The following is a 22,166-nucleotide window of genomic DNA, read 5'->3' on the forward strand; positions in this document are numbered from 1 at the left end:
ACATGGCATCATTTAAAGTTACTGGCGGCAGAAAATTAAAAGGAGAAATAACACCTCAAGGGGCCAAAAACGAAGCATTACAAATTTTGTGTGCAGTTGTTTTAACCACTGAGCCTGTTACCATCCACAACATCCCAAACATTCGCGACGTAAATCAATTAATCGATTTATTAGGCGACATGGGCGTTAAAATTCGCCGTTTAAGTGATTCAAGTATAGAATTTGATGCTTCACAGGTAAATATCGATTATTTAGAATCGGATACCTACAAGAAAAAAGCAGCGGCCCTTCGTGGTTCTGTGATGTTGGTTGGTCCAACTTTGGCACGTTTCAAAAAAGGCAGAATTCCTTCTCCAGGGGGCGACAAAATTGGTCGCAGAAGATTGGACACGCACTTCTTTGGTTTCATGAAATTGGGTGCTAAATTCAATTACTCTGCAGAAGATGGTGGAATTTATGAAGTAGATGCCTCTGGCTTGAAAGGTTGTTATATGTTGTTAGATGAAGCTTCTGTTACTGGAACAGCCAATATTTTAATGGCAGCTGTTTTAGCGGAAGGAACCACAACCATTTATAATGCAGCTTGTGAGCCTTATTTGCAACAATTATGCAAAATGTTGAACCGTATGGGAGCAAAAATCTCTGGAATCGGTTCCAATTTGTTAACCATTGAAGGTGTAAAAGAATTAGGAGGTACAGAACACACCATGCTTCCAGACATGATTGAAATTGGTTCATTCATAGGAATGGCAGCAATGACTCAGTCAGAAATCACTATCAAAAATTGCCAAATTGCTGAATTAGGTATCATTCCAACCGTATTCCAAAAATTAGGAATTCAGATGGAATTTAGAGGAGATGATATTCACATTCCAGCACAGGAGCATTACGAATTAGAAAACTTCATTGATGGATCTATGTTAACCATCTCTGATCACCCTTGGCCAGGATTTACTCCAGACTTGCTTTCCATCGTGTTAGTTACAGCCATTCAAGCAAAAGGAACGGTTTTGATTCACCAAAAAATGTTTGAAAGTCGTCTATTCTTCGTAGACAGATTGATCGAAATGGGTGCACAAATCATACTTTGTGATCCACACCGCGCAACGGTTGTAGGTTTCGACAGAAAACAACAATTAAAAGGCATCCGAATGTCATCACCTGATATTCGTGCGGGTGTTTCTCTTTTAATCGCAGCGATGTCGGCTAGTGGAACATCCATTATTGACAACATTGAGCAAATCGACCGTGGATATCAGAATATTGATACGAGGTTAAATGCGTTGGGAGCTGAAATAATTCGAATTTAATTCGAATTATTTCAATTATGAATTATTAATTATAAATTATGAATTTAAGATACCTATAACCCATAACCCATAACCCATAACCCATAACTCATAACTCATAATTCATAATTAAAAATTTGTCCAAAGTTCGCTCCACCATCCGCCTCGCCATCCCCATTGTCATCGGACAATTGGGTGTGATGCTCATGGGTTTGGCTGATACCGTGCAGGTGGGGCAAATGAAACATCTGGCAGCCGAAAGTCTGGGAGCTGCAGGAATGGCGGGGTCGATTTTCTTTACCATTGCAGTTGTTGGTTTGATTTGTTTGCAAATCATTTCGCCCATGGTTTCCAAGGCAAAAGCTGAAGATGATTTTTCTGAATGTGGGAATTTACTTCGTGCCGCCATTCGGGTTTCCATTCTTTTGGCCATTTTAACGGTTGCCATAATTGGTATTTGTGCCTGGCAGTATGACTTATTAGGACAAACAGAGCTTAATAAACAATTAACTCTACCCTATTTGGCTGTAATTGCATTATCCATTTTTCCTATGTTCATTTTTGGGGCCTTCAAAGGCTTTACAGATGGATTAGAAGACACAAAAGTGGGCATGATTATTACCCTAATTGCCTTAATTCTTAACATTCTTCTAAATTTTGTCTTGATTGAAGGTTGGGAATTCATTCCAGCTATGGGCTTATTTGGATCTGGAATTGCTACCTTGAGTGCACGAATATTCATGGCCATTGTGATGGCTTTATATGTTTTGACCTATAAAAAATACAAACCCTATTTCAGTAAAAAACATCAACACCAGACTTATGTTTTGGAGAAAAAAATTCTGCAAATTGGAATCCCAAGTGGCTTTCAAGGATTTTTTGAAATTGCAACCTTTGGAATGGCAGTGGTGATGATGGGCTGGATATCTACAACTGCCCAAGCAGCTCATATTGTAGCTATCAACATGGCCTCTCTCACCTATATGGCAGCTACGGGTATTGCCTCCGCAGGTGGTATTCATGTCGGAACGGCACTCGGAGATCGATCGAGAAAAGATATTTTCAGCTCTGCCAATGCTGCTTTGAAAATTACCATTGTGTTCATGGGAATTTGCGCCAGCATAATGTATTTCGGAAAATATTGGTTGATCAGAGGATATACTCAAGAACAATCGGTAATTGATATCGCAATGAATTTGGTTACCTGGGGGGCAATTTTTCAATTGTTTGATGGCATACAAGCCGTTTCACTTGGATTATTACGAGGACTTCAAGACGTAAAAATTCCAACAGCTATCACCATTTTTTCGTATTGGGTGGTAGGTCTTCCCTTAAGTTATTATTGGGGAATACAGCAAACTTTTGGATCGGTTGGTATCTGGATGGGCCTAACTGCCAGCCTTATTTCATCAGCTTTTTTCCTAACTTGGCGATTTTACGCAAGGGCTAAAACCATCAAATTTGAAGAATTAACTATCGAAGATTAATTCCATTTAATTTTTTGGGTAAAATTCAGCCAGAGAATATCTCGTTCGAAATAATCAATTATCCCTTTTGATTGTAATTGATGGATATAGGCCGCCTCTAGCTGGGTCTTTGAACTAAATTTATAAGTTAATGCTCCTATAAATCTTAATTGATCAAAACCACGCGTAGCCAAATTAACCTCTGAATGAAGCAATAATTCAGTTCCAATCCGTGAATCCCATTTTGAATTAATCGGAATCATAGCTTGTAATCGATCTCTCCAACGAACAGCCCCCAAGGTTACCACATCTGTTAATTCTGTTTTACTTGAATTTGGAATATTGTAAAATCTTGGCTCTACTCGCACCCTATTTTCAAGGCTAAACTTTTTAAAAGGACGTTTGTAAATAAAATCAATGGTCGGTCTGATTTCAGGTATAGAAAGTCGCGGCTGTGCCAAAGGATCTGTTGGCGTTTGGTTAAAATTGGCTATACCCAAAGCCATTTCCTTATTTTTCCCTACCGGAAATCGATAGGTTCCACGAAAAGCCAGCAATGCATGTTCAAAGGGATTGGTGAATACACGCTCAGAAATTTCTAATTGAAAAGATTTTTGTTTTGCAAATGGCAATTGAAAATTGTAATTTACCCACAATTGATTTTGATATACCGTGTTTTGGGCTTGCCCGACAAATACCAACAGAAAAATCGATAAAAAAACGAATATTTGCTTCACCACCACAAAAATAAACAAATACCCTACGAAACCAATAGACTAACAAAATTTTATCTTATTATCTTTTTTTAAGAAAATAGAATTATATTTGAGAAAAAGGAAACAAATTAACTATGAAAAATAACAGAAGAGACTTTTTACAAAAAATTGGAGCCTTCGGAATTGCTTCAGGTGCATTCCCTTTAAGTTCATTAGCAGCACAAGAAAAAGCTGAAACAAGAATTTTACAGTATGAAAAACCCTTTACCTCAGCCGACAAAATCCGCTTGGGAGTTATTGGATTTGGTGTCCAAGGACATTTTGATCTTCGCTCTGCCTTAAAAGTACCTGGTGTTGAATTAGCAGGAATTTGTGATTTATATACTGGGCGTATTCAAAATGCCAAAGAATTGTATGGCGATCAATTGTATACAACCAGAAATTATAAAGATTTATTAGACCGTCCGGATATAGATGCGGTCATTATTGCTACCCATGACGTTTGGCATGCAAAAATCACTTTAGACGCATTAGCAAAAGGCAAACACGTTTATTGTGAAAAGCCGATGGTGTATAAAATATCTGAAGGACCAGCAGTAATTGCTGCCCAAAAGAAATCAGGCAAGGTATTGATGGTGGGTAGTCAGCGTGTAAGTTCTATCGGTTTAGCCAAAGCAAAAGAATTATTAGCAGCAGGCGAAATCGGAAAATTAAACATGGTGAATGCCGTTTACGACAGACAAAGCTCAATTGGTGCTTGGGAATATACTATTCCAAAAGATGCGAATGCAGAATCAACCGACTGGGAACGTTTCATCGAAGTAACGGGAAAAATGCCTTATGATTCAAAAAAATTCTTTTGGTGGAGAGCCTTCAAAGAGGTTGGAACGGGTGTTGCCGGCGATTTATTCATTCACTTATTGAGTGGAACACATTTGGTTACTAATTCTAAAGGACCAGAAACAATTTATAGCACTGGACAATTCTCACATTGGAAGGATGGCAGAAATCTACCAGATGTGATGTCTGGCGTGATGCAATATGGTGACACTGCTGAGCATCCAGCCTTCCAATTAACTTTACAAGTAAATTTTGTAAGTGGAACAGGAGGAAATGAAGTTACTCGATTTGTAGGTTCTGAAGGTGTGATGGATGTAAAAGGAAATAATATTTCTATCAAGAGAAGCATTATGCCTGAGGCACCTGGATTTGGTGGATATGACTCTGTATTCACTTTTTCAAAAGCGATGCAAGATGAAATGACTAAAGAATATGAAGCTAAATGGACTCCCGCCCAAAGAGCTAGACCGAAAAAAGATGATATTACATATGCACCTCCAGCGGGTTATGATGAGCACGTTGATCACTTCACCAACTTCTTTGAAGCGATTCGTTCTGGCAAGCCAGTAGTAGAAGATGCAACCTTCGGTTTCCGTGCCGCAGCCCCTGCGCTTGCATGTAATGAGAGTTATTTGAACAAAAAGATTATTCACTGGGACCCAGTCAATATGAAATTAAAATCATAGAAGAAGGCCTCATTCGAGGCCTTTTTTTTATACCTATTGTTTCCTTTATAGGAAACTATTAAATTGCAATAAAATTACCACTAATGAAAGATTCAATATTCGAAATAATATTATTGGAGGATGTAAAAAAATTTCTTTCCGAATTAGATGAAAAACCTAGAGAAAAAATTATCTACAATTTATGGAAATCGAAATTCCTAAAGGATAAAACTTTATTTAAAAAACTAAATGGAGAAATTTGGGAATTTAGAACAGTTTATAACAAACAATATTTTAGAATATTTGCCTTTTGGGATAAAAGAAATAAACAAGAGACTTTAGTAGTTGCATCACATGGATTAATCAAAAAAGTCGACAAAATCCCCAAGTCTGAATTGGAAAAAGCAAATAAAATAATGGAATTATATTTTAAGAATTAGGAAATGAAAAAATACACATTAGAAGAAATTACAGATGAGTTTATCGGCAAAAAAGGATCGGTAAAAAGAGAATACTTCGATCAAGAATTAAAACTTGAATTGATGGGTAAAACAATCAAAAAAGTAAGACAAGAAAAAAATCTTACCCAAGAAGAACTAGGGAAATTAATTGGAGTTAAAAAAGCTCAAATTTCAAAAATCGAAAATAGCTTAACTGATGCTCGATTCAAGACAATCTTAAAAGTATTTGATGCATTAGGAGCTAAAATAAATTTTAGGGTAGAAACCGATACAAATACGGTGCTTTATTAGAAGCACCTGTGTATTTTTTTTCGAGTCGTTCTAATTTTCCTTGTTCCAACATTTTCTTTTGGAAATTATTCATCGAGAATTTTTTATCAAAAACAGCCTCGTATAATTCCATCAATTCTTTCATGGTGAAGTGTTCAGGCAAAAGATTTTTGGCAAGTGACTTTTCATTCATATCCTGTCGAACAGCTTCTATGGCATAATTCAGAATTTCTCGGTGGTCGTGTACCATTTCTGGTAAATCATTTAAACTTCTCCATTCTAATTTCAGATCCATTTTGCCTACCTTCGGATGAACCTTTGCAATATCGACCAAAGCATAAAATCCAACACATACAAATCGTCCCATCATCCAATTGGCATCCGACTCATTGTATTGTTCAATTAATTTAGCGCGTATAAAATCTCTGTGAGGACTATTCAGAATTCGGTCCTTTTGTCCAAACACACGAAACTGCTCCAAATAAATATTTTTTAACGAAGTTCTATTTTGTAAAACTCGCTGCGCTGCCTCCTCAATACTTTCCTCCCATCCAATATATCCTCCAGGAAAATTCCACAGCTCTTCGCCAAATTTAAATTTTGAAATCAAGACTTTTAATTCATTGTTTTCAAATCCAAATACTACACAATCCAACGATAAATGAGGGATATATTTTTCTACTCCAAGGTTCATAAAAACAAATTTAACCTCCCCCTTCCCCCTCCTTCACCAGGAGGGGGTGTCTTATGCAATAAGACGGGGGCGGTTACAAAAATATAATTCTGATTTTATAATTCATAATTATAAAAATTCTATTATCTTTATTTTAGATAATAAATCTAAACCTTTTTAACATGAAAAAGTCTCTATCACTCCTATTTGCTTTGATATTTGGTGTGTATGCATTTTCAAATGCCAAATCCATTGCGGACACAACCAGTTATTTACAAACTTTGGAAATCAAAACTGGTAAAATTGATACAGTTTTGGTCTTTAAAAAACATTTAGAAGCGCCCAATTGGCATCCGGAAAATTATTTAATTTATAACAGTTATGGTAAACTTTACAAATTTGATTTAAAAACTAAAGTAACAACGCTAATCAATACGGACAAAATAGTAAGTTTAAACAATGATCATGGCTTATCACCCGACAAAAAATGGTTAGCCATCAGTGCAAATGATAAAACCAACCCCTCTCCAAAAGGCTATAAATCGGCTATTTATGTATTACCAATTACGGGAGGCATTCCGAGAAAAGTAACCACAGATGTTCCTTCCTATTGGCATGGTTGGAGTCCAGATGGAAAAATCTTAGTTTACTGCGCTGAGAGAAATGGAAACTACGATATTTATGGGATTGACGTGAACGGAGGCCCAGAAAAAAGAATTACTACTACGGAAGGCTTAGACGATGGGCCGGAATATTCTCCTGATGGAAAATACATTTACATCAACTCCTACCGAACCGGACACATGCAAATTTGGAGAATGAAACCGGATGGATCTGAACCCGAGCAACTGACCTTTGATGAAAACTCGAATTGGTTTGCCCATGTGTCGCCCAACAACAAACAAATTGTTTACATCGCTTATACATCAGATGAAAAGCAAAGTCATTTGTTTGGCAAAAATGTAAAATTAAGATTGATGGATTTGGCTACCAAGCAAATCAGAGATTTGACTCCTGTATTTTATGGAGGACAAGGGACAATTAATGTTCCATCTTGGAGTCCAGACAGCAAAAAAATTGCCTTTGTAAGTTATTCAGTGAAGTAAATATTTCTAGATAGAGTGTTCAAAAAAAGAGGCAATGCCTCTTTTTTTGTTTACCAACTATTTGATTTTTGATTTCAAATCTTTTGCCCAGGCAATTAGATCGCCTTTTTCTTGCTCATTCAAATTAGCCTTGGGATGCAGACCAAAATAAGTATAAGAACTCAAAGGCATTTCCCCCTCCTCAACCGTTTCAATCACCTCATCTAATTTGTGTCGCTGCACATCCGCTGGCAATTTCATAAAACTAGAAAAATTCAAATGCTCTTTACCTTCATTCACATGGTGATTGATCCAAAATCCAATGGGTTGAACATGTGTGTACCAAGGACTTACCGTTTTATCGGAATGACAATCGTCACAGGAATTTTTCAAGGTTTCTTTTACATTTTCTGGAATCAAATAACCCTTTTCGATGGAATAGGCATCTGTTTCTTCCTTACTTGAAAAATTGGGAATTAGTTGAATAAGTGCAAGGAAGATTATAGGAATGAGGTACTTTTTCATGTTATGTGTTATGGGTTATGGGTTATGGGTTATGGGTTATGGGTTATGGGAAAAACAAAGTCTATAACTTCCTACTCAAAAAATCCAATTTAACTAATAAAACCCATAACTCATAACTCATAACCCATAACCCATAACTCATAACCCATAACTCATAACTCATAATTTCATAACTTTCAATTTAAGGCTGTTGGAAACCACCGAAACCGAACTCAACGCCATGGCAGCACCGGCAATCATCGGATTAATCAATAATCCATTGATAGGATACAATACTCCTGCGGCCAAAGGAATGCCAATAACATTGTAAATAAAGGCCCAAAACAGGTTTTGATGAATGGTTCGAACTGTTTGTTTAGACAATTGAATAGCTGCAGGTATTTTTTGTAAATCTGAAGAAATGATGGTCATTTTGGCGACATCCATGGCAATATCGCTGCCATGTCCCATGGCGATACTTACCTCGGCTTGTGCCAATGCAGCGCTGTCATTGATACCGTCTCCTACCATGGCCACAACTTCACCTTTCGATTGTAATTTTTTTATAAAATCAGACTTATCTCCCGGTAAAACTTCTGCTTCAAAATGTTCAATCCCAACTAAATTGGCAATAGATTGGGCGGTCTGCTGGTTATCTCCAGTAAGCATATAAACCTTAATTCCGGCTTTTTTCAAGGAAGATACTGCCTCAATCGAACTTTCTTTTAATGAGTCTGCAATAGCAATGATTGCCAATACCTTTGTTTGGTCTGCAAAATAAACGACCGTTTTTGCCTCTAATTTCCACCGATTGGCCATTTCTTCCAGGGATGAATCAAGTGCACAACTTTTCTCCTGCATCAACTTTAAATTACCCACATAATAGGTAGAAGTATCAAAACTTGCCTCCACACCTTTACCAGTCAAGCTATTAACTTGTAAAGAATTCAAGGAACAAATATCCTGATAAAAAGAAACAACCGCTGAGGCTAGAGGGTGTTCAGATTGTCTCTCGATACTCACCAAAATATCCTTTCTTGAATCGTCTTCATTCAACCAAAAAATATTTGTTACCCGCGGTTTCCCTTCTGTCAGGGTTCCTGTTTTATCTAAAACAATTGATGTTATTTTCTTGGAAAGCTCTAAGCTTTCGGCATCTTTAATTAAAATTCCTTGTTCGGCACCTTTGCCCATTCCTACCATGATGGCAGTAGGAGTTGCCAATCCAAGAGCACAGGGACAAGCAATAACAAGCACTGTTACAAACGATAAAATACCCTGTACCGAACCATTTGCACCTCCCAAAAATACCCAAAGTCCAAGAGTTACTAAGGCTATTGCAATAACCAAAGGCACAAAAATGGCTGCAATTTTATCCACTAATTGTTGAACAGGGGCTTTACTTCCTTGCGCTTCCTGTACTTTTTTAATTATTTGAGCTAATAAAGTTTCGCCACCAACTTTGTTTACCTTCAATTGAAAACTGCCCTTTTGATTAATTGTGCCTGCAAAAACTACAGATCCTATTTGTTTGGCAACTGGCACAGGTTCGCCCGTAAGCATACTTTCATTCACATAAGATTCTCCCTCAACAACAATTCCATCGAGAGCTACAGTAGTGCCTGGTTTTACTAAAATAATATCCCCAACTTGTACTAAGTTGATATTTATTTCTTTTAAATCACCATTTTTTGTCAATAGGCTTACTTCATTTGATTGCAAACCCATTAATTTTTTCAAAGCTGATGAAGTATTTCCTTTCGCTTTTTCTTCTAATAATTTTCCTAATAAAATAAAGGCTATTACTACCGCACTCGATTCAAAATACACATGCGCATGTAAACCACGTTCGTGCCAAAACATGGGATTGAGTGTATTGAAAACACTAAAAACATAAGCAATGCCGGTGCTAAGCGCAACTAAAGTATCCATATTAGCTGAACCATGTTTGCTTTGTTTATACGCATTGACAAAAAAGTCTTTCCCAAACCAAAGCACTACTGGAGTAGCCAAAGCCCACATGTAATAATTTGCGCTTGGCATGTCCATAAAAAACATACCCAGCACTACAAGTGGAATGGAAAGAATAGCAGCGCCAATAGTTTTATTTTTTAATTTTCGAAATGATTCGGCATGTATTTCTTCTAAGGACACTTCATTTTCAGCGTCTTCTTGTACAAACAAATCATATCCTGCAGCCTGCACCGCCATTTGTATATTTTTTAAAGAAGTTTTTTGCTCATTGTATTCCACGTGCAATTCTGCAGAAGCAAAATTCACACTAGCAGATTCTACTCCAACACTACCTTTTACAGCATTCTCTACCCCTAATGCACAAGAAGCGCAAGACATTTGAAGTACGGGTACATTCTTTTTTACAATTCCCATTGAATAATTAATATAGTAACGGAACAATTATAATTTACAAAATCGTTCCCAAAAATGGAAACAAAATTTCAATTTCTCCGTTACCTTTGTCACAATGAGAATTTTCTTTTTTATACTTTTAGCTAATTTAGCATGGGGACAAAAAAACCTCACCACCTGCCATATCCCTACACCTTCCAAAAAGAAAATAATCCTTTCAACCCAAATTAGTAAAACACAAGTTGGCAATGCAAGTTTTGCGGGAATGAAACAAATTCCTTCTGGAAGTTTTTTAATGGGTTCGCATGAAAAAGGAGGTCGTGCCGATGAATATCCTCTCCATAAGGTACAAGTTTCTGCATTTTGGATGGATGAAACAGAAGTTACCAATGCACAATTTGCAGAATTTGTAAAAGCAACTGATTACATCACCACTGCAGAAAAAGCGATTGATTGGGAAGAAATGAAAAAACAAGTACCCGCAGGCACTCCTAAACCTGCTGATTCTTTGTTGGCTCCTAGTTCACTTGTTTTTGTACCAACTACGGGACCCGTAAACCTCATAGATTATTCTCAATGGTGGGAATTTGTTAGGGGAGCTGATTGGAGACACCCTTTAGGCCCAAATTCTTCAATTATCGGAAAAGAAAACCATCCGGTTGTACATATTTCATGGGACGATGCCAATGCATACGCCAAATGGGCCGGCAAAAGATTGCCGACCGAGGCAGAATGGGAATGGGCCGCAAGAGGTGGTAAAGGTCAAACGACCTATCCATGGGGTAATGAATCAGTAAATGTTTCACCCTTTAAAGCCAACAGCTTTCAAGGTAACTTCCCTTATAAAGATGAGGCATTAGATGGGTTTAAAAGCACAACTGCACCTGTAAAATCGTTTTCCCCGAATGCATTTGGACTGTATGACATGGCAGGAAATGTATGGGAATGGTGTTCAGATTGGTATCGCTCAGATTATTATTCTAAGGTTTCAAAAATAAAAAGCATAAATCCCAAAGGACCTTCAACCAGTTTTGACCCCGATGAACCAACCGTACCCAAAAAAGTAGTTCGGGGCGGATCATTTTTATGTAACGATAGCTACTGCTCCAGTTACAGAAATTCTGCACGAATGAAAACGAGTCCGGATACGGGATTGAGTCATACGGGGTTTAGATGTGTAAAATAAAGTGAGCCAGTGAGCCAGTGAGCAGAGTTAGTGATTGAGTTACTAGCTCACTCTGCTCACTTAATCACAGGCTCACTCTTAATGTCACTCCAAAAGTTCTTGGATCCCCCAATACTGCAGAGTAATGACCAGCATTTCCTGCCCCAGGTAATAGTTGTTCAAAGTAATCTACTCCCGTAAGGTTTCTTGACCACAGGCTTACGGACAAACCTTTACTGGCTTTAAATCCTAAACGCGCATTTAAAAGATTATAACCAGCAATATTTAAGTATTTTGACGGCGATGGACTTGAAGAAAAATCACTTCTTCCGTAAGAATCAATTGCAAAATAAAATTCACCAATTTCACCAAAAAGTTTTGCTGCAGTTGTGTATTCTGCTCCAAAAGATCCTACGAATTTTGAAACACCTGGCAAAGCACCTCCTGAAATATCTTTAAAGCTTGCACCACCCGTCTCCTCTAATGGAACTGGAGCATTTTTGAAGCTAAGGTATTTTGCATCTGTTAGCGCAACATTTCCATAAAAATTAAAATGTTTTGTTAAACTAACCGTCCCTTCAAGCTCTAAACCTTGCACTTGAACCTGCTCTGCATTGGCCAAATAGCCGCGATTAACCGACAAATCTGCAGTTTGCACATTGGTTTGATAATCATAAATAGTTGTTTGGTAAACTGTTGCATTTAAAGTTGCATTTTTACTTGGTCGGGTTTTAAGTCCCCATTCAATATGTTGCACAGATTCAGGTTTCACTGTGGCCAATTCGATCATCGGCTGTCCATTCAAGCTTGGCAATCCCCCCAAATTTAGTCCAACAGGTTTGAATCCCGTTGAATAAGTAGCAAAGGAATTCAATGATTTATTAAAGCGATAAGCTAAGGTAATTTGTCCCGAAAAATTAGTATTATCAATATCCGCATTGAAACTTTGGTCGGAATACACTAATTTTTTCAAAGCAATTAAAGCAGGGTCTGTAGTTTGTAATCCCCCATAAGTTGTTCTAGCAAAACTAATTTGCTTTCGATCGTAATTGAATCGAATTCCAGGCATTAAACTCAATTTATTTGTAACTGCGATATCCAATTGACCAAATAATGCTGCACTTTGGGTATTCATATTTTGTCGAGTTTTAATTCCATACCCATCTAAAAGTCCTGGAGTTTTCCACAAGGGACTTGTTGTACTTTGGGAAAATCTCCATTGAGCTGTACCAGATTCTTCCGTTTGGTCAGGATCTGATTTTAAATCCTGTGCGAAATAAAATGCCCCAAAAACAGCAGATACTTTTGAATGCAAAGCACCAGACCAACGAATTTCTTGCGAATATTGATTGTGTTTGGAAGGGGCTTGAGATAACTTCAATGCTTGAAGCCCAGTAAAATCGCGGTCTGATGATGGATCCCAATTCCAAAAACGCCATGCAGTTGTTGAGGTTAATGTTCCCGCCCCAAGGGAAATATCAGCAGTTACAGAAGTACCTCCTAATTCTTGATTTGAGCGCCAAGGTGTATCGGTATCAATCAAACGATCAAACGGATTTTTAGATGGGACTGTATAATTTAAATCTTTAATAATGGCGTCAAATTGTCGATAGGCAGCTCGTAAAGTGGGAACGACACCAGCAAAAACTTGAGCATATCCATTCGGACGTTGACGCGTATAATCTCCAATAAAAGTAATTTTTACTTTGTCTGAAGGCACATACAACAATTGACCTCTAAAGCCTAAATTATTAAGATCGTTGACGTATTGCTGTGAATTTATATGGTACAAAAGTCCATCTCTTTGGGTACCTGAAAATGACAATCGAGCTGCAAGCTTGGAGCTTAATGGACCCGTAATTGAAGCTTTTGCTTGTACAAAACCATAGTTCCCATAACCTAATTCAAACGTTGAACCTGGCGTAAAACTTGCCTTTTTGGTAGTTATATTAAAATTACCTGCCGTTGTATTTTTACCATAAAGAGTACCCTGAGGACCGCGTAAAACTTCCACCTGTTCAACATCTATAAAATCCATGGTTGTTGCAGCTGGACGAGCATAATACACTCCATCTACATAAAAGCCCACACCCGGATCGATGCCATCGTTGGTTAATCCAAAGGTTGTTCCCAATCCACGAATACTTAAAGACGTATTTCTTGGGTTTGAAGAATACAACTGAACAGAAGGAATAAATTCTTTTAAACGGTTTACATTGAATGCTCCCGTTTCTGAAACCTTTGCTCCTCCAATCGCTGTAATGGGAATAGGTACATCCTGAGCAACTTCCTTTCTTCTACGAGAAGTTACCACCACTTCATTTAACTGCTCCGATGATTCCTTCAAATAAATCTTTACAGGATTTCCCTCAGCCAAAAATTCTTTTCTTTGATAACCCACAAAACTTACAATCAAAGTATAAGGCAATTTTTGGCCAGTTTGAAAATAAAAATTACCATCGATGTCCGACTGCACCCCGTGGGTGGTTCCCTTAATTAGAATTGATGCACCCGGAATTGGCTGATTTGATTTTTCATCAAGAACGATTCCCGCCAAGGTTGAATTAATCACGGTCTTCCCCGTTTGTCCATAGGAAAAATTGAACAAAAACAAGAATGCCAAAATGTAAAATAAAATTTTTTGATTCATAACTGTGAAATTTAGGCTTTTTTGATTGATTTTTTCATTTACTATATAAACCCTATATGATTAGTAGATTATTGTGCAAAAGTAAGACAAGATTTTTAAAAAACAAATTTTTACAAGAATTATGAAATTTGAATTGGGAATTGTAAATTGAAACCCAATGCGTGGACTACTACATATATTTTTAATATTATTCCCATTTCTGGTGACTTCTCAAAAAAGTCAGCTGATACAGCATGTCACAATTGTGGATGGAACTGGGCGAAAGGAATTTAAGGGGTCAGTTCGAATAGCAGGTAATCAAATTGTTGGTATAGGAAAACTAAAGCCATACAAAAACGAAAAGGTCATTCAAGGAATTGGATTAACCCTAGCTCCTGGCTTCATTGATTCCCATTCACATCATTTAAATGATGTATTGGAGCATCCGGATGCCATTTCGACAGCTAACCAGGGTGTAACTACTGTGGTAGTGGGCCAAGACGGAGAAAGTGTACCACTAATTACTTTGATATCGCAGATGAATAAAACTCCTGTGGCTGTAAATATTGCCTCCTATACAGGACAAAGTAGTTTAAGAGAGCAGGTCATGGGATCAAATAATTTATTGAGAGCAGCTACACAGGCTGAAATTGACCGAATGAAAGTGCTACTCAAAAAAGATATGGAGAATGGTTCCTTGGGACTTTCCACAGGATTGGAATACGAATCGGCATTTTATTCGACTCGGGATGAAGTTTTGCAATTGGCAAAAGTTGCAAAGGAATCAAATGGCAGATACATTAGTCATATTCGTAGTGAAGACATTACCATGTCGGATGCTTTGGATGAAATCATAGACATTGGCAGGAAGGTTAAATTACCCGTTCAAATTTCCCATATTAAACTGGCCAAAAAAGGAGATTGGGGGAAGGCGCAACAAATTATTGAATTATTGGAAAAGGCAAGAAAAGAAGGAATAGACATCACAGCCGATGTTTATCCCTACAACTTTTGGAACTCCACCCCACGTGTACTATTTCCCAAAAGAGATTATACCAATTTAGAAAGTTCCAAATTTGCTACTCAAGAATTATTTGAACCCTCTGAATCGTATTTGGTAAAATTTGCTGCCAACAAAAACTATGAAGGAAAAACCTTGAGTGAAATTGCCAAAAGTAGAAACGAAACAGAACCTGTGGCATTGATGAAGCTCATAGAACTTTCTGCAGATTTCAGAAAAAATAATCCAACTTACTCAGGCACAGTAGAGGCCATCATGGGAAAATCCATGCAAGATGAAGATGTGTGTAAATTCATTCAATGGAAGCATGCGAATATTTGTTCAGATGGTAATGCAGGTGCACACCCTCGAGGATATGGCAGTTTTACAAAAATTTTAGGGAAATATGTTCGGGAGGAAAAAGCCCTTACATTAGAGGAGGCGATATATAAAATGACTGGATTAACTGCACAACATTTAGGCATCAAAGATCGTGGAACAATTGCATCTGGAATGAAGGCAGATTTAGTTTTATTCAATCCAAAAACAGTAAAAGACAATGCTTCTATACGTGACAGCCATGCTCTTTCTGATGGTATAGAAATGGTTTGGGTGAATGGTGAATTAATTTTTAAAGGCAAAAAATCCACCGGAAGAAGAAGTGGAACATTAATCAAACGAATAAATGAATAATGCAATTATTTTAACCAATGGGATTTTACATCATTCAGACGCTAAAACAGCCCATGGTTTAATAAGAGGGACCGAGCGATTCAATATTGTGGCTGTGGTAGATGATGAAAAAACAGCTGGAAAAGATGCTGGAGAGGTTTTGGATGGTAAAATCAGAAATATTCCCATTTTCGCAAGTATAGATTCTGCTTTAAAAACAATCCCAAATATCAATTATTTAATCATAGGCGTTGCTACCGTGGGTGGAATTTTGCCTGATCCAATGATTGAAATCATACAAAAAGCAATTCGTTCTGGCTTGTCAATTGTAAATGGTTTACATGATTATTTAAGCGACCGTATAGAAATAGCCAATTTAGCAAAGAAATTCGGGGTTAATTTAATTGATGTTCGCAAACCAAAAGCTAGAAAAGATTTACATTTTTGGACAGGAGATATTTTAAATCTACAAACGCCCATCATTGCTGTAATGGGCATGGATTGTGCGATGGGCAAACGAACAACAGCGCGAATGATTCGTCAGGCTTGTCAGGCCCAAAACCTAAAAGCTGAAATGATTTACACGGGCCAAACTGGTTGGTTGCAAGGAGGCAAATATGGATTTATTTTTGATTCTACGTTGAACGATTTTGTTTGTGGGGAATTGGAACACGCCATTTTAAGCTGTGCGAAAGAGCAAAATCCGGATTATATTTTATTGGAAGGGCAAGCGTCTTTGCGTAATCCGAGTGGCCCTTGTGGTTTAGAATTCTTGATTTCGGGAAGAGCAAAATCGGTAGTTTTAATCTTTGCCCCCAAAAGAAAGTATTTCGATAATGAGGAACATTGGGGAGAAATTCCGACTGTGGAATCGGAGATAGAAATCATTGAAAAATTAGGATCTAAGGTTATTGCACTTGCCATCAATACCGAAGAATGCACAACAGAAGAAGCATTTGCATTTCAAGAGGAATATGAAATAAAATTAGGTTTACCTGTTCTTCTACCCATTCAGGAAGGAGTTGACAAAATCATTCCCATTTTAAAAAGATTGAAATGAAAATAAAATCCATTCAATCCTACTTGCGAAAAATGGCTTTAACCAAGCCCTACTCCATTGCTGGATACACTTTCAGTGATGTTTCATTAGGATTTGTGGAAGTTGAATTAGAGAATGGAGTGATTGGATATGGAACTGCTAGCCCGGCCGAAGAGGTGGTTGGTGAAACTGCTGAAATGAGTGTTCAGCATTTACAAACTGAGTTTGTTCAAAATTTGATTGGCAGAAATATTGAAGATTTTCAACAATTAATTACTGAAACTAGAGTCCATTTTCAACATTTACCTGGTACTCAGGCAGCCATAGACATTGCCCTTCATGATGCCTATGGCAAGTGGAAAAACCAATCGGTTGTGGCGATTTATGGTAGAAAAATAGATGCACTTCCAACTTCGGTAACCATTGGACTTATGCCAATTCATGAAGCGTTAAAAGAAGCCGAAGAATTTAAAAAATTAGGATTTCGCATACTAAAAGTGAAAACCGGTGAAAATGTAGCAGAGGATATTGAAAAAGTCATCAAACTTCACGAACAATTTGGAAATAATTTAACATTGCGAGTAGACCCAAATCAAGGGTATTCACCTCAAGATTTAAATCAATTTATTGCAAAAGCGGGGCATTTGGTAGAGCTTATTGAACAACCTTTGGCTATTGGTTTTGAAAATGAATTGGAGACCATTAACCATCCAGCAATAATGGGAGATGAATCCATTACCGATGCTGAGGCTGCCCAAAAATTTTCAATAAATCCGAAACCATTTCAAATTTATAATATCAAATTAATGAAATCTGGAGGCATTCAGGGGGCATTAGAAATTGCACATATTGCCAAAAAATCCAACATTGATTTATTCTGGGGTTGCAACGATGAAAGTATTTTAAGCATCACTGCTGCCCTTCAAGCAGCTTATTCCATGCCAAATACAAAATACTTAGACTTGGATGGAAGTTTTGATTTAGCGGAAGATTTAGTTTCTGGTGGATTTGAAATCAATGATGGTTTGATGAAAATCAATGAAAATCCGGGCTTTGGAGTAAATAAGATTTTATGAGTCAATTACAACCCAAAATAAATTTACATTCGGCAATCTTTTTGGTTGTGAGTGTAATTATTGGCTCTGGTGTTTTCAAAAAAATTGCTCCCATGGCGGAGGCTTTAGGTTCTCCAATTTGGGTTATTGCCTGTTGGGTATTTGCCGGACTAGTTAGTTTAGCGGGAGCCTTATCTACAGCGGAACTAGTAAGTTTATTTCCGAATTCAGGCGGGGAATATCATTATTTTCAAAAAATTTATGGCAAGTTTTTTGCCTTTTTATACGGATGGTCGAGTTTCGCTGTGATTAAAACAGCGGCAATTTCCGCATTAGCCTATGTATTCGCACAATCGATTAACACGATCGTTAAACTACCTGATTGGGGTGGTGATTTGAGCATTAAAATTTTTGCATCTTTTACAATTTTTGGATTAACCTTTATAAATTACCGAGGCGTTAATTCAGCAGAAAAACTAAGCAGATTTCTCACCTATGCTCTGCTGCTTGGAATAGGACTTTTCATAGTTTTCGGAATCAGTTCTCCTGCAGGAAAATTAGCCCATTTTGAAACAAAAAACACTTTAGATGGTTGGACATTTTTAAAGGCATTTACCATGGCGAGTTTAGGTGCCTTTTGGGGATATGAAGGTTGGAACAATATCGGTTTTATTGGAGAAGAAGTTGAAAATCCTAAAAAAAATCTCCCAAAATCCCTGGCATTGGGCACTATTATCGTGATATCATCTTATGTTTTGCTCAATTTGGTCTTTGTGTACATATTACCCATAGATTTCTTTATTAAATTAAACAAAGTCCCGAATTCAATTGCTGCAGTGGAAGTAGCTAGGGTTTTAGGAGGTGATATAGGAATGTTATTAGTTGCTCTATTAATTTTAACCACAACATTGAATGCTACAAATAGCACTATTTTAATGTCGGCAAGAATCATCTATGCGATGTCGCGCGATAAAATGTTTTTCAAATTTGCTGATTCAGTTCATCCCAATTACCATACTCCCGGCAAAGCCTTGTGGTTACAATGTATATGGGGAATTGCATTGATTTTCACAGGTAGTTTTGACCAATTGACAGACATGTTGGTATTTGCTTCCTTCTTATTTTATGGAAGTTCTGCCTTGGGGGTACTAATTATGAGAAAAAAAGCACCAGAATTAGAACGAAATTACAAGGTTTGGGGCTATCCTTTCGTTCCTTTATTATTTGTATTTTTTTGCACAGTCCTTTTTGTAATGACAATTTTCAATCAACCAAGAGAGGCATTGATTGGACTTGGATTGATTTTAACGGGAGTTCCTGTATTTATAATAGTACAAAAAAAATAGGCTTACATTTCAGAAAACCTACTTTTAAATATATTTAGAAAACAAAGGTAGTTAATTGTTAATGGTTAATGGTTAATGGTTAATTATAAATGGTGAATTTCATTGAAAAATTCGTTCATAGGAATATTTAAATAAACCGAAATTTTATAAATCTGGTAAACACTAGTATTTATCTTACCTAGTTCAATTCGACTCAATTGGGAATAGTCTAAATTCGCCTCATTCGCTAATCCTTCCAAAGTGTATCCTTTTTCAATTCGCAGGTTTCTTAACTTTTTACCCAACCTTTTGCAAACTTTTTCCTTTGATAGACTCATATTGCAAAATTGAATCAATTAAAAAATTAGTACAATAGCAGATTTGCTATACTAAAAATTTAAAATGACAAGAATATGGGAATTGGGGAATATGGGAATTGGGGAATATAAGAATATAGGAATATAAGAATATAAGAATATAAGAATATAGGAATATAAGAATATAGGAATATAGGAATATAAGAATAGGGTAATTTATGAATCAAATTTCACTATTGCTTTAATAACATTATTTTCAGGATTCAAAAACGATTCAAATTGGTCTTTTATTTGATCGAAATGTATACGGTGTGTAATGTAGGTTGCTGGATTAACTAATCCCTTCCACATACAATCCATCACCCACTCAAAATCAGAACGAGTGGCATTTCTACTACTCATTAATGTGGCTTCACGTTTATGAAATTCTGGATGTGAAAAGGAAAAAGCTTCTTTTTGAAGTCCCACCAACACATATCTGCCCGAATGGGCCAGGAATTGCAAACCACCATTGATAGCGTTTAAATTACCAGTTGCATCAATAACTACCGTTGGCATTTGTTGATTCGTTATAGATTTCAATCTTCCCAAAGCATCTTCTTTAGTAGGATTTATGACATGTTCAACTTGTAAATTAGTTCGACAAAAGTTCAATCGATTTTCATTCACATCCATCACAATCACCTGTCCACCTGCAATCTTTGCAAATTCAATAACGCCTAAACCGATGGGCCCTGCTCCTATTACTAATACAAATTCACCTTTGTGAATACCTGCCCTTTTTACCCCATGAGCGCCAATAGAAAGTGGTTCAACCAAAGCCAATTCGTCTACATTAAGTCCGTTTCCTTTCACAATATATTGATTCGGGACGGAAACAAATTCACGCATACCACCATCGGTATGCACACCTAACACTTGTAGAGAGGAACAACAATTAGTTTTACCTTGACTACAAGCAATGCAATGACCACAATGTAGGTACGGAATAACAGTAACAAACTCTCCAATTGATAAATCAGTCGCGTCCGTTTGAACAATTTCAGCGCCTAATTCATGTCCTAAAATACGTGGATAGGAAAAAAAAGGTTGCGTACCTTCAAAGGCATGCAAATCGGTTCCACATATTCCCACGCGCTTGATTCGAAGGATAGAGTGGCCCACTTTTTCTTGCGGGTAATCCGTTGTGGTATAATCAAATTGCCCCGGTTGGGTACAAACCAAAGTTTTCATTTTAGTACATGAAATAATTTAAACATAAAACGCCAAGTAGTCCGGAAATGGAAATAATAGTTTCCATAATCGAATATGAACGAATAATTTCTTTGATGGAAAGTTGAAAATATTCTTTAAACAGCCAAAAACCGGTATCATTTACATGTGCAAACATCATTGAACCCGAACCTATGCTTAAAACCATTAGATTGGGATCCACTCCGGTGGCTTGTACGACTGGAACAAAAAATCCTGCAGTGGTAATACCTGCTACAGTGGAAGAACCTACTGAAACCCGGATAAACGCTGCCATGAGCCAACCCAGAATAAAAGGATGTAAGGAAGAATGCGACATCATCTGGGCAATCTCAGCACTTACACCACCTTCAACGAGTATCTGTTTTAAGGAACCCGCCCCTCCAAAAATCAAAAATAACATGGCAACTTCTTTGATGGAATCTGTTAGTTGGGAGGTGATTTCTGAAATACCAACCTGTCGACGAATTCCTAAAAAATAAATTGCAAAAACAACCGAAATCAGCATACTGATGATGGGGTCGCCATTGATTGCAATTAAAATCACAGGCAAAAGCACTGACAAAAAACTAATCGTTTTGGAAGGCATTTCTTCGGGTGCTAATTCCTTGGCAACAAATGCCGAATTGGGGACACGTAAAATATTTTTGACCGTTTTACCGAACAACATGCCACCCAATAAAATAGCTGGAATTGAAATGATAATCCCCAAAAACAAGGTTTTACCCATATTCGCATGCAATTGTTGGACAAGCAACAAAGGGGCAGGATGTGGAGGTAAAAATCCTTGCGTAACCGATAAAGAAGTAATTAAAGGGAAGCCAATATAGATAGCTGGAATTTTATACCGAGTAGCAACAGTGATTGCAATAGGCGCTAATAGCATAAATCCCACGGAATAAAACAAGGGTAAACCAACCAAAAATCCAATAAATAAAAAAGCCCATCGAAGGTATTTTTGTCCAAATAATTTGATTAAAGTCTGCGAAATCTGATCTACTGCCCCACTTTGTGCAACCAATTTCCCCAACATGGCACCCAAAGCAATAATATACACAATTGAACTTAGTGTATCCCCCATTCCCTTTTGGATGCTCCCTACGATTTTTACAACTGGAATTCCAAGTGAAAATCCAGCAAATAGAGACACAACCAAAAAAGCTATAAATACATGAATCCTGAAATAGGAAATCAGCAGAACTAGAAAAATAATTGCCAGCAAGGTGATAAGAAGTGGCATGGGGTAAGGGATGAGGTATAAGGGTTGAGGGATAAGGTTTGAGACAATAAATTCAAATATAAAGTTTTTATCCAATAAAAAATTGAAAAAATTTAGATATAAACCTTATACCTCAACCCTTATACCTTATACCTTTT

At 37.1% G+C, this 22,166-nt stretch carries 19 protein-coding genes; 11 read left to right on the plus strand and 8 right to left on the minus strand.

The features are described 5' to 3' along the window. The first annotated feature begins 2 nt into the window (after window positions 1-2). Both murA and EOJ36_RS10960 read left to right on the plus strand, forming a co-directional pair. A complete protein-coding gene (murA, locus tag EOJ36_RS10955) occupies window positions 3-1,310 on the plus strand; it encodes a UDP-N-acetylglucosamine 1-carboxyvinyltransferase (RefSeq protein WP_127805303.1) in 1,308 nt (435 codons plus the stop codon). A 116-nt stretch (window positions 1,311-1,426) separates the two neighbouring features. Further along, a complete protein-coding gene (locus EOJ36_RS10960; RefSeq protein WP_127805305.1) occupies window positions 1,427-2,776 on the plus strand; it encodes an MATE family efflux transporter in 1,350 nt (449 codons plus the stop codon). Here EOJ36_RS10960 and EOJ36_RS10965 read toward each other — a convergent pair. After that, window positions 2,773-3,498: a DUF2490 domain-containing protein gene (locus tag EOJ36_RS10965; protein ID WP_317125909.1), complete on the minus strand. Its 726-nt coding sequence runs from the start codon at window positions 3,496-3,498 to the stop codon at window positions 2,773-2,775. The two genes, EOJ36_RS10960 and EOJ36_RS10965, sit on opposite strands and share 4 nt — an antisense overlap. Before the next feature lie 107 nt (window positions 3,499-3,605). On the opposite strand from EOJ36_RS10965, the gene EOJ36_RS10970 reads away from it, so the two are divergent. The 3 genes from EOJ36_RS10970 to EOJ36_RS10980 all read left to right on the plus strand — a co-directional run bounded on the left by EOJ36_RS10970 (window position 3,606) and on the right by EOJ36_RS10980 (window position 5,728). After that, window positions 3,606-4,997: a Gfo/Idh/MocA family protein gene (locus tag EOJ36_RS10970; protein WP_127805309.1), complete on the plus strand. Its 1,392-nt coding sequence runs from the start codon at window positions 3,606-3,608 to the stop codon at window positions 4,995-4,997. Window positions 4,998-5,080: 83 nt separating this feature from the next. Further along, on the plus strand, window positions 5,081-5,416 hold the full coding sequence (locus tag EOJ36_RS10975) for a type II toxin-antitoxin system RelE/ParE family toxin (protein ID WP_127805311.1): 336 nt from the start codon (window positions 5,081-5,083) through the stop codon (window positions 5,414-5,416). Window positions 5,417-5,419: 3 nt separating this feature from the next. Beyond that, window positions 5,420-5,728: a helix-turn-helix domain-containing protein gene (locus EOJ36_RS10980; RefSeq protein ID WP_127805313.1), complete on the plus strand. Its 309-nt coding sequence runs from the start codon at window positions 5,420-5,422 to the stop codon at window positions 5,726-5,728. On the opposite strand, the gene EOJ36_RS10985 is transcribed toward EOJ36_RS10980, so the two are convergent. Then, window positions 5,691-6,401 carry an NUDIX hydrolase gene (locus EOJ36_RS10985; RefSeq protein WP_127805315.1) on the minus strand — a complete coding sequence of 237 codons (711 nt, stop codon included), beginning with the start codon at window positions 6,399-6,401 and terminating at the stop codon, window positions 5,691-5,693. The two genes, EOJ36_RS10980 and EOJ36_RS10985, sit on opposite strands and share 38 nt — an antisense overlap. A 161-nt stretch (window positions 6,402-6,562) precedes the next feature. Between EOJ36_RS10985 and EOJ36_RS10990 the strand changes: the two genes are divergently transcribed. Continuing rightward, window positions 6,563-7,486: a TolB family protein gene (locus EOJ36_RS10990; RefSeq protein ID WP_127805317.1), complete on the plus strand. Its 924-nt coding sequence runs from the start codon at window positions 6,563-6,565 to the stop codon at window positions 7,484-7,486. 57 nt (window positions 7,487-7,543) lie between these two features. Here the strand turns inward: EOJ36_RS10990 and EOJ36_RS10995 are convergent, their stop codons facing one another. Together EOJ36_RS10995 and EOJ36_RS11000 are read right to left on the minus strand one after the other, a co-directional pair. Next, a complete protein-coding gene (locus EOJ36_RS10995; protein ID WP_127805319.1) occupies window positions 7,544-7,990 on the minus strand; it encodes a heme-binding domain-containing protein in 447 nt (148 codons plus the stop codon). A gap of 159 nt (window positions 7,991-8,149) precedes the next feature. Beyond that, window positions 8,150-10,357 (minus strand): heavy metal translocating P-type ATPase, encoded by a 2,208-nt coding sequence (locus EOJ36_RS11000; protein ID WP_127805321.1) that lies wholly within the window; start codon window positions 10,355-10,357, stop codon window positions 8,150-8,152. Between the two features lie 94 nt (window positions 10,358-10,451). Here EOJ36_RS11000 and EOJ36_RS11005 point away from each other — a divergent pair, with 94 nt between their 5' ends. Beyond that, window positions 10,452-11,522 (plus strand): formylglycine-generating enzyme family protein, encoded by a 1,071-nt coding sequence (locus tag EOJ36_RS11005; protein ID WP_127805323.1) that lies wholly within the window; start codon window positions 10,452-10,454, stop codon window positions 11,520-11,522. A 64-nt stretch (window positions 11,523-11,586) separates the two neighbouring features. Here the strand turns inward: EOJ36_RS11005 and EOJ36_RS11010 are convergent, their stop codons facing one another. After that, window positions 11,587-14,151 (minus strand): TonB-dependent receptor, encoded by a 2,565-nt coding sequence (locus EOJ36_RS11010; protein ID WP_127805325.1) that lies wholly within the window; start codon window positions 14,149-14,151, stop codon window positions 11,587-11,589. Between the two features lie 157 nt (window positions 14,152-14,308). Here EOJ36_RS11010 and EOJ36_RS11015 point away from each other — a divergent pair, with 157 nt between their 5' ends. Genes EOJ36_RS11015 through EOJ36_RS11030 form a run of 4 tightly spaced genes read left to right on the plus strand, consistent with a single transcriptional unit; the run spans window position 14,309 to window position 19,242 of the window. After that, on the plus strand, window positions 14,309-15,823 hold the full coding sequence (locus EOJ36_RS11015) for an N-acyl-D-amino-acid deacylase family protein (protein ID WP_127805327.1): 1,515 nt from the start codon (window positions 14,309-14,311) through the stop codon (window positions 15,821-15,823). Further along, complete coding sequence (locus EOJ36_RS11020) at window positions 15,816-16,862, plus strand: DUF1611 domain-containing protein (protein ID WP_127805329.1); 1,047 nt, start codon at window positions 15,816-15,818, stop codon at window positions 16,860-16,862. Before EOJ36_RS11015 ends, EOJ36_RS11020 begins: the two co-directional genes overlap by 8 nt. Further along, window positions 16,859-17,917, plus strand: coding sequence for a mandelate racemase/muconate lactonizing enzyme family protein (locus EOJ36_RS11025; protein WP_127805331.1), 1,059 nt, complete (start codon window positions 16,859-16,861; stop codon window positions 17,915-17,917). Before EOJ36_RS11020 ends, EOJ36_RS11025 begins: the two co-directional genes overlap by 4 nt. After that, window positions 17,914-19,242 carry an APC family permease gene (locus tag EOJ36_RS11030; RefSeq protein WP_127805333.1) on the plus strand — a complete coding sequence of 443 codons (1,329 nt, stop codon included), beginning with the start codon at window positions 17,914-17,916 and terminating at the stop codon, window positions 19,240-19,242. The genes EOJ36_RS11025 and EOJ36_RS11030 overlap by 4 nt, the downstream gene beginning before the upstream one ends. A gap of 83 nt (window positions 19,243-19,325) precedes the next feature. Here EOJ36_RS11030 and EOJ36_RS11035 read toward each other — a convergent pair whose 3' ends face one another. From EOJ36_RS11035 to EOJ36_RS11045, 3 genes are all read right to left on the minus strand, one after another. Then, window positions 19,326-19,559: a helix-turn-helix domain-containing protein gene (locus EOJ36_RS11035; protein ID WP_127805335.1), complete on the minus strand. Its 234-nt coding sequence runs from the start codon at window positions 19,557-19,559 to the stop codon at window positions 19,326-19,328. Between the two features lie 195 nt (window positions 19,560-19,754). Further along, window positions 19,755-20,771: a zinc-binding alcohol dehydrogenase family protein gene (locus EOJ36_RS11040; RefSeq protein ID WP_127805337.1), complete on the minus strand. Its 1,017-nt coding sequence runs from the start codon at window positions 20,769-20,771 to the stop codon at window positions 19,755-19,757. Between the two features lies 1 nt (window position 20,772). Beyond that, window positions 20,773-22,029 (minus strand): GntT/GntP/DsdX family permease, encoded by a 1,257-nt coding sequence (locus EOJ36_RS11045; protein WP_127805339.1) that lies wholly within the window; start codon window positions 22,027-22,029, stop codon window positions 20,773-20,775. Window positions 22,030-22,166: the final 137 nt, after the last annotated feature.

Source organism: Sandaracinomonas limnophila, assembly GCF_004005965.1.
Taxonomy (GTDB): Bacteria; Bacteroidota; Bacteroidia; order Cytophagales; family Spirosomataceae; genus Sandaracinomonas; species Sandaracinomonas limnophila.

Bases quoted from the DNA above. Each gene is read 5' to 3' on its own strand.
- EOJ36_RS11005 (WP_127805323.1), top strand. From the start codon at position 10,452: ATGAGAATTTTCTTTTTTATACTTTTAGCTAATTTAGCATGGGGACAA.
- EOJ36_RS11025 (WP_127805331.1), top strand. From the start codon at position 16,859: ATGAAAATAAAATCCATTCAATCCTACTTGCGAAAAATGGCTTTAACC.
- EOJ36_RS11020 (WP_127805329.1), top strand. From the start codon at position 15,816: ATGAATAATGCAATTATTTTAACCAATGGGATTTTACATCATTCAGAC.
- EOJ36_RS11045 (WP_127805339.1), bottom strand. From the start codon at position 22,029: ATGCCACTTCTTATCACCTTGCTGGCAATTATTTTTCTAGTTCTGCTG.
- EOJ36_RS11000 (WP_127805321.1), bottom strand. From the start codon at position 10,357: ATGGGAATTGTAAAAAAGAATGTACCCGTACTTCAAATGTCTTGCGCT.
- EOJ36_RS11030 (WP_127805333.1), top strand. From the start codon at position 17,914: ATGAGTCAATTACAACCCAAAATAAATTTACATTCGGCAATCTTTTTG.
- EOJ36_RS10980 (WP_127805313.1), top strand. From the start codon at position 5,420: ATGAAAAAATACACATTAGAAGAAATTACAGATGAGTTTATCGGCAAA.
- EOJ36_RS10985 (WP_127805315.1), bottom strand. From the start codon at position 6,401: ATGAACCTTGGAGTAGAAAAATATATCCCTCATTTATCGTTGGATTGT.
- EOJ36_RS10995 (WP_127805319.1), bottom strand. From the start codon at position 7,990: ATGAAAAAGTACCTCATTCCTATAATCTTCCTTGCACTTATTCAACTA.
- EOJ36_RS11015 (WP_127805327.1), top strand. From the start codon at position 14,309: ATGCGTGGACTACTACATATATTTTTAATATTATTCCCATTTCTGGTG.
- EOJ36_RS11035 (WP_127805335.1), bottom strand. From the start codon at position 19,559: ATGAGTCTATCAAAGGAAAAAGTTTGCAAAAGGTTGGGTAAAAAGTTA.
- EOJ36_RS10975 (WP_127805311.1), top strand. From the start codon at position 5,081: ATGAAAGATTCAATATTCGAAATAATATTATTGGAGGATGTAAAAAAA.
- EOJ36_RS11040 (WP_127805337.1), bottom strand. From the start codon at position 20,771: ATGAAAACTTTGGTTTGTACCCAACCGGGGCAATTTGATTATACCACA.
- EOJ36_RS10970 (WP_127805309.1), top strand. From the start codon at position 3,606: ATGAAAAATAACAGAAGAGACTTTTTACAAAAAATTGGAGCCTTCGGA.
- EOJ36_RS10990 (WP_127805317.1), top strand. From the start codon at position 6,563: ATGAAAAAGTCTCTATCACTCCTATTTGCTTTGATATTTGGTGTGTAT.
- EOJ36_RS11010 (WP_127805325.1), bottom strand. From the start codon at position 14,151: ATGAATCAAAAAATTTTATTTTACATTTTGGCATTCTTGTTTTTGTTC.
- murA (WP_127805303.1), top strand. From the start codon at position 3: ATGGCATCATTTAAAGTTACTGGCGGCAGAAAATTAAAAGGAGAAATA.